Consider the following 14,376-nt stretch of genomic DNA (forward strand, 5'->3'; position numbering starts at 1 on the left):
GATGAGTTTGCTTCCGCCGTAATAGTTGTGCTGGCGGCAGCAAACTCACCGCTTACCACTTATCACTCACCACTATCTACATGGACTTATTACGTTTTATAACCTGCGGCAGCGTGGATGATGGGAAAAGCACCCTCATTGGCCGACTGCTCTACGACTCAAAATCAATCCTCGCCGACCAGTTGGAGGCCGTGGAAAAAGCCAGTAAAAGCCGCGACAACGGGGAGGTAGACCTCGCGTTGCTCACCGATGGCCTGCGCTCGGAACGGGAACAGGGTATCACCATCGACGTGGCGTACCGCTATTTCCAGACCACGGCCCGGAAGTTCATCATCGTGGATGCGCCGGGGCATATTCAATACACCCGCAACATGGTCACGGGCGCGTCGAACTGCCAGTTGGCCATTGTACTTATCGATGCCCGGCATGGCGTAGTGGAGCAAACCCGGCGGCACTCGCTGATTGCCAGTATGCTGGGGATTCAGCATGTGGTGGTGGCCGTGAACAAGATGGACCTCGTCGGTTTTTCGGAAGATGTGTTCAGCAACATCTGCATTCGGTATGCCGAACTGGCTCAGAAACTGGCCATTCCTCACATCACCTACATCCCCCTCAGCGCCCTCAACGGCGACAATGTGGTAGACCGGTCGGCCCATATGCCGTGGTATGAGGGCACTACGCTGTTACATTACCTGGAGACGATTACGATTCAGCAGGACGAAAACCTGCTGCACGGACGTATGCCGGTACAACTGGTGATCCGCCCACAAACGGCTGAACTGCCCGATTACCGGGGCTATGCAGGCAAGGTAACCTGCGGCTCGTTCCGCGTGGGCGAGGCCGTGACGGTGTTGCCATCGGGCGAGACCTCGACTGTTTCGCGGATTGAGCGGGGCGAAAAAGACGTACCCGAAGCCGGGATTGATGAGTCGGTGATTCTGCATCTGGCAGACAATATCGACGTGAGCCGGGGCGATCTCATTGTGCCCAGCGCTAGTCAGCCTATCGTGAGTCAGGACGTAGAAGCGATGCTCTGCTGGATGGATAGCAAAGCTTTTTCAGTCGGCAACAAATATGTGTTGCAGGTGGGTACGGCCCGCACCCGCTGCTCGGTCCGCGACATTCCGTACCAGCTCAACATCGAAACCTACGAACAGATCGAAGGCATTGACACGCTGAAAATCAACGACTTAGCCCGCGTCACGCTCCGCACGGCCCAACCCATTGCCTTCGACCCCTACACCCAAAACCGCGCCAACGGCGGCGCCATTCTCATCGACGAAACCAGCAACGTTACGGTAGGGGCGTTGATGCTGGCAAACTGACTATGACCGTAGGTACCCTCATCCTCGCTGCCGGGCAATCGTCGCGGCTGGGCGAACCCAAACAATTGCTGGAGCAAAACGGCGTACCCTTGGTGCGGCGCATGGCGCAAATGGCCATCGACCTCAACGCCGGACCCATCGTGGTCGTGACGGGGGCACATGCCGAGGTTGTAACCGAAGCACTGCATGACCTCCGGGTACGTCACGTGCTGAATCCCGACTGGGAAACGGGTATGGCGAGTTCGCTCAAAATCGGCGTTGAGACGCTGGAAAAGACCTTTCCCGAAGCTATCCTGGTGCTGCTGACCGATCAGCCGCACGTGAGCCGCACCCTGCTGGAACAACTTATCGAGCAGGCCACATCGACCCATAAAGCCATCATTGCCAGTCAATACGGCGATGTGCTGGGGGTGCCCATCTTGTTCCGCCCCGCCTTTTTCGACGCCCTCAAAAACCTCACCGGCGACACCGGTGCCCGCAAACTCGTGCAGAACCACCCCGACGATGTGGCTTCTGTCCCTTTTGCTGAAGGAGTCATTGATCTGGATACCCCCAAAGACGTAGCGAAGTGGCGGAATGAACTGTAGGTACTACTTTGTGAAGAATGAACAATACAATCGTGGTTGCGGGAGCAACGGGAAATCTGGGCGGGCGCATTGTCCGTGAGTTATTGAAAAAGGGGGCTACCGTTCGGGTACTGGTCCGGCCAAGTAGTAATCGCGAAGCCGTAGCAAAGCTGGAATCACAAGGCGCAACCGTATGCACTATGCATGAGTGGAACGTGGCCGAACTGACCGAAGCCTGCCGGGGTGCAGCCTGTGTGGTATCGGTGCTTTCCGGGCTGCACGACGTTATTGTCGACGCCCAGAAAATCCTGCTCGATGCGGCCGTGGCGGCGGGTGTACCCCGGTTTATCCCGTCCGATTTTTCGCTCGATTTCATCCCGCTTCCTGCTGGCCGAAACCGCAATCTGGACCTCCGGCGCGAGTTCCATACGTACCTGGACAAGGCCCCCATTGCGGCCACGACTATTTTCAACGGTGCGTTTGCAGAGTTGTTGACGGGCGACATGCCCTTAGTGCTGACCAACATAAAGCGCATTCTCTACTGGGGTAACGCCGATCAGCGGATGGACTTTACCACCATGGATAACGTGGCCACGTTTACTGCCAGTGCCGCCCTCGACCCCACCACGCCGCGTTACCTGCACATTGCTGGTGACCAGGTCAGCGCCCGGCAGATGGTAACCGTGGCAGGCGACGTAACCGGCCAAAAATTTAGCCTGCTTCGCCCTGGTGGGCTGGGTTTGCTCAGCATCCTAATCAAGATTGCCCACACGGTAGCCCCCGGCGGTGATGACCTCTACCCCGCCTGGCAGGGCATGCAATACATGCGCGATATGCTCGATGGCCGCGCCGAGATGAAAACCCTCGACAATAACCGCTACCCCGGCATCATCTGGACCACGGCACGGGACGTGCTGGCGGCGAAATAAACCTATAAGGGCTAGGCGCCCCCGTCCAAAAGACCTTATAGGTTTGATTTTCTGCCTCAATACAACACCCGATCCAGCGTGATGGGCAGGTCGTAGATGCGTTTGCCGGTGGCGTGCCAGACGGCGTTGGCGATGGCAGCGGGCATGGCGACGAGGCCAATTTCGCCGAGGCCTTTTACGCCCAGCGGGTTCACGATCTCGTCGTGTTCTTCCACGAAAATCACGTCGAGGTCATGGATGTCGGCGTTGACAGGGACGTGGTATTCAGCCAGATTGTGGTTCATGAACCGGCCGTAGCGGTGGTCCATTTTGCTGTCTTCCTGCAAAGCGCTGCTGATGCCCCACACCATGCCGCCGATGATCTGACTGCGGGCCGTGCGGGGGTTCAGAATCCGGCCCGCCGCAATGGCACTTACCGCTCGCGTCACCGTTACCGTGCCCAGGTCTTCATCTACTTCCACCTCCACAAACGCCGCCGAATGCGTATGCCGCGAGTAGTTCGACGTCTTCAGCGGGTTAACTATTGACGTCGATGTTTCGCTGACAGAGCGGCCTCCATTCAGGGCTACCATATCGATCAACGGCATCGTGACCGACGGGTCTTTTTTCAGGCGCATGTGGCCATCAGCAAACCTAACTTCGTCATAGTCAGCATCATAAAACGGTGAACCTTTGCTTTTTTGGGCTAGCTTAAACAGCTTTTTGCCCAGATCCGTACACACCTGTTTCACCGCCGACCCAATCGTTGCCGCCGTGAATGATCCGCCCTGAAACGGGGCCAAAGGCATATCGGTATCGCCGAGTTTAAAGATCACGTCGTCGATGGGCATGCCCAGGGTGTCGGCGGCAATTTGGGTCATAATCGTGTAGGTGCCCGTGCCAATGTCGGCGGTGGCGCTGCTGACGCGCAGTTTCCCATTGACGGTGAGCACGGCTTCGGCGCGGGCCGGGAGGGTGTTGGCATCCCAGATACCAGTGGCCATACCCCAGCCTACCAGCACGTTACCGCGTTTGGTGGCGCGGGGTTCGGGGTTGCGGTTTTCCCAGCCAAAACGCTCAGCCCCCTGCCGGAAACATTCGCGCAGTTCTTTGCTCGAGTAGGGCTTATCGCCTACCGTCCAGTCCTTTTCAGAATAGTTTTTCAGGCGCAGTTCCACCGGGTCCATCTTCAGTTCATAGGCCAGCGCGTCCATCGCCGTTTCAATGGCATGGTCGCCGGTGACGCCGCCGGGTGCCCGCATGTCGAGGGGCGAGTACAGATCGAGGGGAGTGATCTGGTATTCCAGCGTCGTGTCGGGTACGTCGTAGAGCATACCCGACCAGTTGACCACCACTTCGGTATAATCTTCAAACTGCGAGGTGGCCCCAACGGCCCGGTGCTTGAGGGCCGTGATCGTGCCGTCGGCCGAAGCGCCCAGGGCTACGTCCTGCACGGTTTCGGGACGGTGGCCGAAGGTGAACATCTGCTGCCGCGTGAGCGTAACCCGCACTGACCGCTTCAGTTCCTTAGCCGCCATCACGGCCAGAAACAACTGATACTGAGGCCGTAGGCCCGACCCAAAACCGCCACCCACGTAGGGCGAGATAACCCGTACCTGATCTGAGGAGAAACCAAAGATCTGCTTCACATACAGTTGACTGCTGGGTGCGCCCTGCGTTTTGTCATAGATCGTGAAGTGGGGCTTACCTTTTTTCTGCTCGCCATCATACACCACCGTGGTGCCAAACATTTCCATGGGGTTATGGTGCTGTGGGCCGTGCACGTGGTGCGTCTGAACGGACACCGGCGCGGCGGCCAGTGCCTTGTCGGCATGACCGCGGGGCTTCGGTGGCTTGGGCTTCAGCAAGTCGGCCATACCCGATTTAGGGTCGCGGGCTTCGTCCAGATTCGCTTCCAGACTTGTCTCATGGGCCTCTTCGTTATACTCGACCACCACCAGCGACGCGGCATAGCGGGCCACTTCAAACGTCTCGGCTACGACCAGCGCCACGGGCTGCCCGCTGTACTTGATCTGCGCGTCATGCAAGGGCCGGAACGGTGACCCCGGCGGCGCGTCCAGGTCTTTGTAATTAATATCAAACCAGGCCGTATGGGGTCGGTTTTCGTGCGTAAACACCTGGATCACCCCCGGCACGGCTAAGGCCCGTGACGAGTCGATACGGGTAATTTTCCCTTTGGCAATCGTACCCGACACCACATACCCGTAGGTCAGGCCCGGCACGTTAAACTCGGCGGCGTATTTCGCCTTGCCGGTCACTTTATCATAGCCATCAACTCGCTTGACGGGTTGTCCGATGTAGGTCATAGTCTGGAGTGGTGAGTGCTGAGTGCGGTCCGACGGGTCGGTAAGTGGTGAGTTTGCTGCCGCCAGCGTACCTGCTCTGGCGGCAGCAAACTCACCACTTACCGACCCGTCGGACCGCACTCAGCACTCACCGTTAATTAGTTGCTTCTCCAAGCGCCCGGACGATGGCCCGTTTGGCGAGGTCTATTTTAAAGGTGTTGTGTCCGTAGCCGATAGCACCAGCCAGGAGGTTGTCGGCGGCGAGCTGGAAGTTTTCAGGGGTGGCTGCTTTACCCACCAGCAGTTGTTCGGCTTCGGGTTTGCGCCAGGGTTTGTGGGCCACGCCACCCAGGGCAATGCGGGCGTCGGTGATGGTGTTGCCCGCCATCTCCAGGCCTACCGCTACAGATACCAGCGCGAAGGCGTAGGACGACCGGTCACGGAGTTTCAGGTAGGTATGGTTTTCCGTGAATCCTTTCGCTGGGAGATCAATACTCTTCACGATCTCGTTGGCTTCCAGCGTGTTATCACGCTGGGGTTCGTTGCCCGGCAGGCGGTGAAAATCGGCGAAGTTGATGCTCCGCTCACCATTTGGCCCAGTCACCTGCACCACGGCTTCCAGCGCGGCTAAGGCTACGGCCATGTCTGACGGGTACGTAGCAATGCAGGCCGTTGGCGAAGTAGCATCTGCGTTACCCGATGTGGTGCCCAAAATGGCATGAATGCGGTTATAACCCCCAATAGCTGCGCAACCTGAGCCGGGTTGGCGTTTATTGCAGGGCATAGATGTGTCGTAGAAATAATAGCAACGGGTGCGCTGAAACAGGTTGCCGCCGTTGGTGGCCATGTTGCGCAATTGCGGCGATGCCCCCGCCAGAATGGTTTGCGACAGCAATGGATATCGCGTCTTAACCAGCTCATTATAAGCCGTTTCGGCGTTGGTTACGGTCGCACCCAGCCGCAGTCTACCGTCGGGTAGTTCGCTAATGCCGCCCAGGGGCAGTCGGTTTACGTCGACCAGCCGGGTGGGGTGCTCGATGTTCTCCTTCATCAGGTCGATGAGGTTGGTGCCGCCCCCAATAAACTTGGCCGTTGGGTTCGTGCGCAGTTCGCCAAGGGCTTTATCCACCGAATCGGGCCGGGCGTAGGTAAATGGGTTCATAGCTGGTCTCTATTTCTTTATCGCTTCCATGACCGCATCTACGATGTGCGGGTAGGCACCGCAGCGGCAGATATTGCCGCTCATCAGTTCGCGGACGTCAGCTTCGGTTTTGGCTTGCCCTTCGTTCATCAACCCCACCGCCGAGCAGATCTGGCCGGGGGTGCAGTAGCCACACTGGAAGGCATCGTGGTTGATAAAAGCCGTTTGCAGCGGGTGCAACCCGCCTTCGTTGGCCAACCCCTCAATGGTGGTGATCTCATGGTCGTCGTGCATGACGGCGAGGGTGAGGCATGAGTTGATGCGGGTACCGTTAACCAACACCGTGCAGGCCCCACATTGGCCATGATCGCAGCCTTTTTTGGTGCCCGTCAGGTTCGCGTATTCGCGCAAGGCGTCCAATAAAGTGGTCCAGGGCGCAATAGATAGGGTTTTCGATTCGCCATTGATGCGAAACGTGACCATACCCGGCTTGGGCATCGGCCTCGCAGGCCCACGGGTATCGGCTTTTGCCGCCAATTGAACGGCGGGTGGCGTAAGGGTCTTCACCGACATACGAGCTACTAGTTTGGATGTATACCCAACCCAACCAGTAGCTATGGTGTATGTTTTAAAATCAGAGTAAAGCGTCTGTCTGCACCAACCACTCAGGCAGTTATGATTTGCTTTCGCCCTGTTTTTGCCGATCTTTCCTAAAACAAATTCGTACTACTCATGAAAATTATCCTGCTAGCCCTTTTGCTTGTTGGCCTGGTTGCCGATCAGTCGTTCGCCCAAACCGTAGCCGCCCCCGCCCCCGCCGACACCACCAATCTGGCCGTCTATGCCGGAGCTTACACCTTCGCCACTGGCAGCCCTATTAGTAACTATGTCGTTACGGTAAAAGACGGTAGCCTCTACGGCGAGGCGGGCATGGGCAATTTCAAACTGGTGAAACAACCCAAAGCCGACACCTTCCAGTCGACAAGTTCCTACGGCTCCATCATTACCTTCCTCCGCGACGCCACTACCAAACTAGTAACGGGCCTCACTCTGGCTGCGCAGGGGCAGGAAATCAGCGCGACAAAAGACAAATAAACGCCCCCAACAGTCAACGACCTTCCAGTACCAGCACCCAGTCGGGGCCGTTGGCGGGAGGCTGAAATTCATGCGCCTGCCGGTCTTGTATGGTACCGGCAGGCGTTTTTTGGCCCGTCCGGGGGTCGTGCCAATAGGCGGTTATGCGTTGACCAGAGAGCTTGCTCAGGTCAACCGTAAACGATTCACTCACAGGCGTATAGATGAATGCGTAACGACCATTTTCGGTCCGGCAGGCTTGTAGGTGTTTGCCCTTCTCCCCTATTTCTGAGGTAATCAGGCTGTTATCGGGCAGGCGGTTGCCGGGGTATTTTTCGATCAGGTTGCGCAGGTGCTGCATCTGTCCGGCGGCTTCTGACCGGAGTGCCTGCTGCCACGGAATCAGCGTATCGCCAGGGTTGATGGCCGGGCGTTTAGCGCTGTAGAACTGCCACACAAAATGGTGCCCGTAGGTTACGCCCGCGCCACCGGCCAGCACACTACGCCACGTTTGCTTGCGTACGTCATAGGCGGTGAAGTAACCGTTTTTGGGGTCCCACTTCGGCCAGGGGTTCACGGGGTGGTCGTCATAATTCGGCTCCAGGTCAATGGTCGGTTTGACCGGTTTTTTGGCAAAATCGGCCATAACCCAGTCCCAGACGGGGATGTCATGTCCACCGCCGTGGCCCGACTGCATGGTATTCATAGTCAGCCAGGGTTCGTCGGCCATTTCCTGCGACGTACGATAGCCACCGCCCCAGGTGTGGTAGGTCATCAGCGCGGGTACGTTCCGGCCCAGCCCGTCATGAATGCCCGCCGCCATGGCCCGCCAAATGGGCCGGTGGTCGTAGGGTTCGCGTTTGCGGCGGGTGGCCTCGGCGGGGGTGAGCGTGGCGGGCCGGTCGCCGCCGAGCATCCAGATTACGTTGGTGGCGCGGGCGTAACGTTTGCCCAGAAACTGCCCGTAGATGCGGGCATTTTTTTCGGTGAAAATAACCGGCCCCGCGCCCCAGTCCTTGGTCAGTTTATCGCCCCAGGTAGGCAGCAGGGCCACATACAGCCCCATTTTTTCGGCCTGTTTTATGAGGTAGTCCACATGGTCCCAGTAATCATATTGCGCCGAATCGGCGGGGTTATTGCCGGGGGTGAGCGCGGGCTGGGTGGGGTCAAGGTTAAGGAGGGGCAGGTCGCCGTGGGCGTTAGGCTGCGTAAGGCCGTCGAACTCGGCCAGGGCTACAACCTGCAAAACCGTGAACCGCTGCTGTTTCCGAACGGCCAGAAACTGGTCGATCTCCTGTCGGCTAAGGCGGTGAACAAGCTCCCAGTTGGTGTCGCCGAGCCAGAAAAACGGCTTCCCGGTGGCGGTTTGCAGGAAATGGCCATTGGGTTGGGCCATGATCCGGGGTAGGCGCTGTGCGGTGGTGATGAAAGCAAACAACAGCAAAAAGGCTGAGCAGAGGTAACGCATAGAACGTAGGTTAATGCTATCTTCGGACAAAACCCGTACTGGCTGTCGGCTTACTCCAACGGTACGTTTTGTTATGGATAATTCACTCTACGTTCGCTGCGACATATCGGGCGACGAAGTAGTCATTGAAGCCGCGATACCGGGCAGCGAACTTCACCCGCGTCTACTGGCCGAAATCAAGGCCGATTTCCCCAATTTTAAGCCCGAAAGCTACATCTCGCTCAATCGGCTGATGCCCTACGTCAACCGGGCCGTCGACAGGGTACAACTCGTGCCTGCTGGCCAGCAGCTCACCGCCCCACCCGACGTAGATGCCAATCTGACCCTGGGTCAGCGCCTGGCCGACAAGATTGCCGATTTTGGCGGAAGCTGGACGTTCATTTTGACCTTTTTAGGCGTCATGGTTTCCTGGATTGGTCTGAACGCCTGGATTTTTGCCAACCGGGGTTTCGACCCCTACCCGTTCATTCTGCTCAATCTGGTTCTCTCGTGCCTGGCAGCGTTGCAGGCCCCGGTGATTATGATGAGCCAAAACCGGCAGGAAGAACGCGACCGAGAACGCGCCCGACAGGACTATGAAGTAAACCTAAAAGCCGAAAGCGAGATTAGATTGTTGCAACAGAAAGTGGATATGTTGTTACAGAAAATGCGTTAACTGACCAGCCCATGCCCGAAGAAGCCCCCGCCCTCTACGATTTCTATGCCCACCGTACGCATTCGCTTGTTGAACGCGTTGATGCAGCCCGTCGTCATCCTACCGATGAGCACATCAGGCGGGTACGGGTGGGCATAAAACGCCTGCGTTCGCTGTATAAGCTCATTGCGATGATTCGGCCCAGAGCCTTTAAACGCCGTCGGCATAAGCAAGCGTTGCGGAAGCTCTTCAAACGGGCCGGGCAGGTGCGCGACATTCAGGTAAGTCAGGCGGCGCTGCCCCGGCTGTCGGTGCCTGTCGAGGTGAAGAAAGCGTATCGTCTTTTTCTGGAGAAACGGGAAAACAAAGCCCGAAAAAAGCTTCAGAAGGCCCTTGTCCGGTTTCACAAAAAGGCTCTCAAGCCCACGACCAGGCTCATACGTCGCCTGAGCAAAAAGACCAACCCGGCCACCATAGACCGTCGACTACGGGCGTTTATTGACCAGGAAGCCGCCGCCATCTATGCGCTGCAACAAGCCGAGCCGTCGCCGGAGCGCGTGCATGAGGCCCGGAAGCAGTTGAAATCGCTGGTGGAGGTGGGCACGTTGCTCATGCAGCTTACTCCCGACGATGCGCTGGCAACGGTGCTGACAAACGCCAAACAGCTACAGGCACAAATTGGCCACTGGCACGATAGCATTGTGCTGCTGCACCACCTGGAAGCCTTCATTGCTCAAGACCACCACCTGCCCATCAGCACCGCCGAACGCCTTATTGCCCGGCAGCAGCAACTAGCCAACCATCAGGAACAGCGCATTGGTCAGTTCAACGATAGCCTCCACACCCTGGTTGAGGCGCTAAGTCCATGGCGTGTGGCCGACGTGAGAACGATTTAGGGCAGCGGCTTTTTCGACACATAGACCACGCCCCGACCACCACTGCTATTGCAGAAATGGAAGTTTTTTCGCCCATCGCAGACGGCATCTGAACCCACTATATAAAGCCGCTCTTTGCTGTCCAGATGTAGTGCCTGAAGTTGGTGAAGCTGCGGCAGGTTGATTCTCCGGCTGGCATTGGCAGTTACGCCGGGGGTTTCGAAGACACCTACTGTTTTGGTGGTGTCCCGGTAAAAGTACTGCCTGATTTTATAGGTAGCGCCGTCAGTAGCAGTAACCGGATCAATTGAGATACCCGGCACTCGACCAGAAACCACGAGGTTTAACTCAAATTTCGGGTTAAATCGCCTATAAGCAGCCCATGTTTGTCCATCGTCAAGGCTAAAATAAGTGGCGTTGACTAGTGTACCACCCGCCATAGTAGATGTTATGAACAGTGTGTCACGGTATGCCGTAACAGCCAGTGGGCCACTTGACTGTTCTTTTACAGGTTGCCAGTTTCGTCCCCGGTCAGTTGACCGAAAGATCGAAAACGTAGTGGAAATCAGTAAGGTCTTGTCAATGTCACCCCAGACACTGATGATGGGGCGATCGATGGGTGAGCGGAGTACGTACCAGTTATCGTATTCGGGGGCTATCGTATCGGTTGAGGCCTGTTGACAGGCTATTATACCGATGCCCAGCAGGCAAAAAAGTAGGTGTTTCATAGCCTTGCGTTGATCATGCAATTTATTCCATCGTTCTGCCATTACAAACACCTGTATCGGAGCACGTAGCCCGACGATACAAACCAGACACTCCAGCCCAGGTGAAACAGGCGCTGAACCAGACCTTCATACGCTTGATGGTCGTTATGGGTTAAGTGCGCGTTTGACGTTGTCGGAAAGGGCATCGCGGTGGAGAGTATAGTAGAGCACGTTGAGCCTGATGTAAGCTTCGCTGAGGTAACTGTAACCAGCCTGCCCCCACTGGCTAGACCATGAGTTTTTGGCTTTGTAATACACCTTCCCCTGCTGGTCTTTTACCCGCCCCACCAGGTGCATATTGTGGTCATTGCTGGTGTTGAAATTCTCGAATTCCTGCTGCCGGTAAGCCTGCGTCACGAGCCGTTCGGGGCGGGGGTCGGTCAGGATCGTGGTGGCGTCGGTGGGGTTGTTGGGGATGACCGCCAGTCCATAATCGCCCGAAAAGGTGGGTTCCGACACGTCGAGTTCAACGGCCACGGTAAAGCCCCTTTCCAGGGCCACATCAAGGGTTTTCATCCACTGGTCGAGAGGCAGGTTCTGGAATGATTCGTTGGAGAAATTCCAGGCCACATCCAGCACAAAAGGCTTGTAGAAAGGCCGGTGGGTGTAGCTTGTGAGATGAAGGTAATCGCCGGGCTTCAGGCCCGTGTAGGCCAGAAAGTCGGCGGGCGTAAACAGACGGCCTTCGTAGGTAAAGGTCGGCACATCGGCACCCAGCTGCCCATCGAGCACGCGGGTCATGTCGGTTTTCCAGCCCGGACCGTGGCGGTTCCCCTCAGCGTAGGGCTTCACCACGGCCATTAACTGATTGATCAGTTCGCGGTGATCGTGCTGCGTCCGGCCATCTACCAGACCGCTGTAGGCTGTCTGCGGCACCAGGCCATAGCGAAAGGCCGCGTTGAGGGCATCGGGGTTGAGGGCACCTTCGCCAAAAGGTAGCTGCCCGCGCCGAAGAACGTGCGTCTGCGCTTTATCGAAGTACGTGTTTCGAACAATATACAGCTCTGAAAGGTCAATATGCCGCCCCGACTGCCGGATGATCTCCGACTCGAAGAACGAGGTCATGGCGAACGCCCAGCACGTGCCGCTGATGCCCTGGTTCAGCACGGGTAAACTGGACCATTCTTCCATGACCTGAAACTGGTAATGGCTCGGTGCCCTGACAGGCGCTACAGTTTCGCGCTGACAGGCGGGCAAGACCAACAGCCAGAGAAGGAGAAGCGAACGGAGCAGGGAGCTATACATAGGTGCTAGTAGTTTGGAGACAGGCGCTATAGCCGCCTCTGACGGCTGCAAGTGTGGCCGTTGCTGCCGGGGTTACCAAGGCCAATCGACAGACACTTGCTTTGGGTCGACAGACGGGTTGTGTAGCGCGGATTTCAGCCCGTAACTTGCCCCAACTCTATGACCCACGTCTTCGCCATACTGCGTCAATTTCACCAACGTCACCGCGGACTGACGCACGGGCTGTTTTGGGCGCTGGTGCTGCTGACCGGGTCGATGGATCACTACGCCCGCGACTATGGCCAGACTGACTCACTGGGGATTTCGCTCCAAATTGAGGCCACGTTTTTGCTGCCCCGCATTGCCATTGCCTACCTCACCGTATATGGCCTCTTACCGCAGCTGTTTCGGCCTGCGCCCATTGGTCAGGCTTTGGGGTGGCTCGTGCTGGGGCTGGTGGCCCTGTACGGTATTTACCTGGCCAACATTGGGTGGCAATGGGCGGTAAGCAGGCAACTTAGCCGTTCATTCAACTCGTTTCAAACCCTTGCTGACGTGCTGAACCAACCCAGGATGTTTTATAAGTCGTTCTTGCTGAGCAATTTCGGCGGCGCGGGCGGGTTGCTGTTAATTCGGTTGCTTGTACATCAGGGCGACGTCTGGCAACAGTCGCTGGTACTGGAAAAGGAGAAGACAGCGCTGGAACTGAAGCTCCTAAAGACGCAACTGAATCCACATTTCTTGTTCAACACGCTCAACAACCTCTACGCCCTGGCGCTGTTGCAGTCACCTCATACCCCTGCCGCCATTGCCCGCCTGGCCGACATGCTCGACTACATGCTCTACCGCTGCAACGCCCAACTGGTACCGCTGGCAGGCGAGGTGACCCTGCTGAACAACTACATCGCCCTGGAACGACTACGCTATGATGACACCCTCCACCTGACCTGCCACCTGAGCCACGCACCCGATGTAGAAATTGCCCCGCTCCTACTGCTGTCGCTGGTTGAAAATGCCTTTAAACACGGCGCAGGCGAGGCTACTCACCAACCGATAATCGACATCCGGCTAACAGCTCAACCGGGGAATATCCAGTTTCGGGTGGCCAACTCCTGTACGCCCCAGCACCTGACGGCGGGTGGGTTGGGGTTGCCCAACATACGCCAACAACTGGCCTTACTCTACCCCAACCGGCATACGATGATGTTGAACGAGCACGATGGTCTGTTTGTCGTTGATCTAACTCTCACCTGACTAATGCCGATCCGCTGCTTACTCGTTGATGATGAACCTCTGGCAATCAGCCTGTTGCAACAGCACATTGCGCAAATCGACGCGCTGAACGTGGTGGCCACGGCCCCCAATGCCATCCGGGCCATGGACATTTTGCGCACACAACAGACTACCGGCGAACCGATTGACCTGCTTTTTTGCGACATCAAAATGCCGCAGCTGTCGGGTGTCGATTTTCTGAAGGCACTCACCCACCGCCCCCACACCATTCTGACCACCGCCTACCGCGAATTTGCCTTCGACGGCTACGATCTTGATGTGGTCGATTACCTACTCAAACCCATCACCTTCGACCGGTTTGTGCGGGCCATCGACCGGTACCATCGATTAGTACATACAGCGACAACTGGGCCGCACCAGCTAGATGAAATGGCCACGGCACCACCGGCCGACAAATCGTTTCTGCATCTGAAAGTAGGGGCCAAGATGTACCGCATCGACCCTAAGGAGGTCCTGTATCTGGAAAGCCAGAAAGACTATGTCAAGGTGGTAACCACAGGGCAAGTCATCACGGCCAAAGCCACCCTCACCGACCTTGAGCACACCCTCAGCCCGCTCGGCTTCCTGCGCATTCACCGCTCGTTTCTGGTTAACCTGCGCTACCTCACCGCCTACACCACCGCCGACCTCGACATAGGCACCCACACCCTACCCATCGGCGCATTATACCGCGATCATGTGCTGACGCGGCTAAAGCAACCCTAATACCGCACCGATTGCCTCTTTTCGTTAATATGACTCTATCCCAGACCTGGACATGGTATATCTGGTGCTGCCCGACAACAGGCGTGCTGA

Annotated in this window: 14 protein-coding genes; 8 read left to right on the forward strand and 6 right to left on the reverse strand. The window is 57.1% G+C overall.

Annotated elements, in window-relative coordinates; genetic code table 11:
• The first annotated feature begins 80 nt into the window (after nucleotides 1–80).
• The 3 genes from J2I48_RS19185 to J2I48_RS19195 are packed head-to-tail and all read left to right on the forward strand — an operon-like array spanning nucleotide 81 to nucleotide 2,820.
• Nucleotides 81–1,325 carry a sulfate adenylyltransferase subunit 1 gene (locus J2I48_RS19185; protein ID WP_207337106.1) on the forward strand — a complete coding sequence of 415 codons (1,245 nt, stop codon included), beginning with the start codon at nucleotides 81–83 and terminating at the stop codon, nucleotides 1,323–1,325.
• 2 nt (nucleotides 1,326–1,327) lie between these two features.
• The gene (locus tag J2I48_RS19190; RefSeq protein ID WP_229376499.1) at nucleotides 1,328–1,912 is read left to right on the forward strand and encodes a nucleotidyltransferase family protein; all 585 of its coding nucleotides are present in this window, start codon (nucleotides 1,328–1,330) and stop codon (nucleotides 1,910–1,912) included.
• 17 nt (nucleotides 1,913–1,929) lie between these two features.
• Complete coding sequence (locus tag J2I48_RS19195) at nucleotides 1,930–2,820, forward strand: NmrA family NAD(P)-binding protein (protein ID WP_207337107.1); 891 nt, start codon at nucleotides 1,930–1,932, stop codon at nucleotides 2,818–2,820.
• Between the two features lie 56 nt (nucleotides 2,821–2,876).
• Here the strand turns inward: J2I48_RS19195 and J2I48_RS19200 are convergent, their stop codons facing one another.
• The 3 genes from J2I48_RS19200 to J2I48_RS19210 all read right to left on the reverse strand — a co-directional run bounded on the left by J2I48_RS19200 (nucleotide 2,877) and on the right by J2I48_RS19210 (nucleotide 6,819).
• A complete protein-coding gene (locus J2I48_RS19200; protein WP_207337108.1) occupies nucleotides 2,877–5,126 on the reverse strand; it encodes a xanthine dehydrogenase family protein molybdopterin-binding subunit in 2,250 nt (749 codons plus the stop codon).
• Between the two features lie 133 nt (nucleotides 5,127–5,259).
• On the reverse strand, nucleotides 5,260–6,267 hold the full coding sequence (locus J2I48_RS19205; RefSeq protein WP_207337109.1) for an FAD binding domain-containing protein: 1,008 nt from the start codon (nucleotides 6,265–6,267) through the stop codon (nucleotides 5,260–5,262).
• 9 nt (nucleotides 6,268–6,276) lie between these two features.
• Nucleotides 6,277–6,819: a (2Fe-2S)-binding protein gene (locus tag J2I48_RS19210; protein WP_207337110.1), complete on the reverse strand. Its 543-nt coding sequence runs from the start codon at nucleotides 6,817–6,819 to the stop codon at nucleotides 6,277–6,279.
• Nucleotides 6,820–6,978: 159 nt separating this feature from the next.
• Between J2I48_RS19210 and J2I48_RS19215 the strand changes: the two genes are divergently transcribed.
• Nucleotides 6,979–7,341: a DUF3471 domain-containing protein gene (locus tag J2I48_RS19215; RefSeq protein WP_207337111.1), complete on the forward strand. Its 363-nt coding sequence runs from the start codon at nucleotides 6,979–6,981 to the stop codon at nucleotides 7,339–7,341.
• A gap of 13 nt (nucleotides 7,342–7,354) precedes the next feature.
• Here J2I48_RS19215 and J2I48_RS19220 read toward each other — a convergent pair whose 3' ends face one another.
• Complete coding sequence (locus J2I48_RS19220) at nucleotides 7,355–8,788, reverse strand: glycoside hydrolase family 140 protein (RefSeq protein ID WP_207337112.1); 1,434 nt, start codon at nucleotides 8,786–8,788, stop codon at nucleotides 7,355–7,357.
• Nucleotides 8,789–8,861: 73 nt separating this feature from the next.
• Between J2I48_RS19220 and J2I48_RS19225 the strand changes: the two genes are divergently transcribed.
• Nucleotides 8,862–9,443, forward strand: a complete 582-nt coding sequence (locus tag J2I48_RS19225; protein WP_229376501.1) for a DUF1003 domain-containing protein — start codon at nucleotides 8,862–8,864, stop codon at nucleotides 9,441–9,443.
• Between the two features lie 11 nt (nucleotides 9,444–9,454).
• Nucleotides 9,455–10,318, forward strand: coding sequence for a CHAD domain-containing protein (locus J2I48_RS19230; RefSeq protein WP_207337113.1), 864 nt, complete (start codon nucleotides 9,455–9,457; stop codon nucleotides 10,316–10,318).
• On the opposite strand, the gene J2I48_RS19235 is transcribed toward J2I48_RS19230, so the two are convergent.
• Together J2I48_RS19235 and J2I48_RS19240 are read right to left on the reverse strand one after the other, a co-directional pair.
• Entirely contained in the window at nucleotides 10,315–11,025 is a 711-nt protein-coding gene (locus J2I48_RS19235; RefSeq protein WP_207337114.1) for a beta propeller repeat protein, read from the reverse strand. The genes J2I48_RS19230 and J2I48_RS19235 overlap by 4 nt on opposite strands.
• Before the next feature lie 144 nt (nucleotides 11,026–11,169).
• Nucleotides 11,170–12,309 carry a C1 family peptidase gene (locus J2I48_RS19240; protein ID WP_207337115.1) on the reverse strand — a complete coding sequence of 380 codons (1,140 nt, stop codon included), beginning with the start codon at nucleotides 12,307–12,309 and terminating at the stop codon, nucleotides 11,170–11,172.
• Nucleotides 12,310–12,468: 159 nt separating this feature from the next.
• On the opposite strand from J2I48_RS19240, the gene J2I48_RS19245 reads away from it, so the two are divergent.
• Together J2I48_RS19245 and J2I48_RS19250 are read left to right on the forward strand one after the other, a co-directional pair.
• The gene (locus J2I48_RS19245) at nucleotides 12,469–13,542 is read left to right on the forward strand and encodes a sensor histidine kinase (protein ID WP_207337116.1); all 1,074 of its coding nucleotides are present in this window, start codon (nucleotides 12,469–12,471) and stop codon (nucleotides 13,540–13,542) included.
• Nucleotides 13,543–13,545: 3 nt separating this feature from the next.
• Nucleotides 13,546–14,286 carry a LytR/AlgR family response regulator transcription factor gene (locus J2I48_RS19250; RefSeq protein ID WP_207337117.1) on the forward strand — a complete coding sequence of 247 codons (741 nt, stop codon included), beginning with the start codon at nucleotides 13,546–13,548 and terminating at the stop codon, nucleotides 14,284–14,286.
• Nucleotides 14,287–14,376 lie beyond the last annotated feature (90 nt).

It is taken from the genome of Fibrella aquatilis, from assembly GCF_017353255.1.
GTDB classification, from domain to species: domain Bacteria; phylum Bacteroidota; class Bacteroidia; order Cytophagales; family Spirosomataceae; genus Fibrella; species Fibrella aquatilis.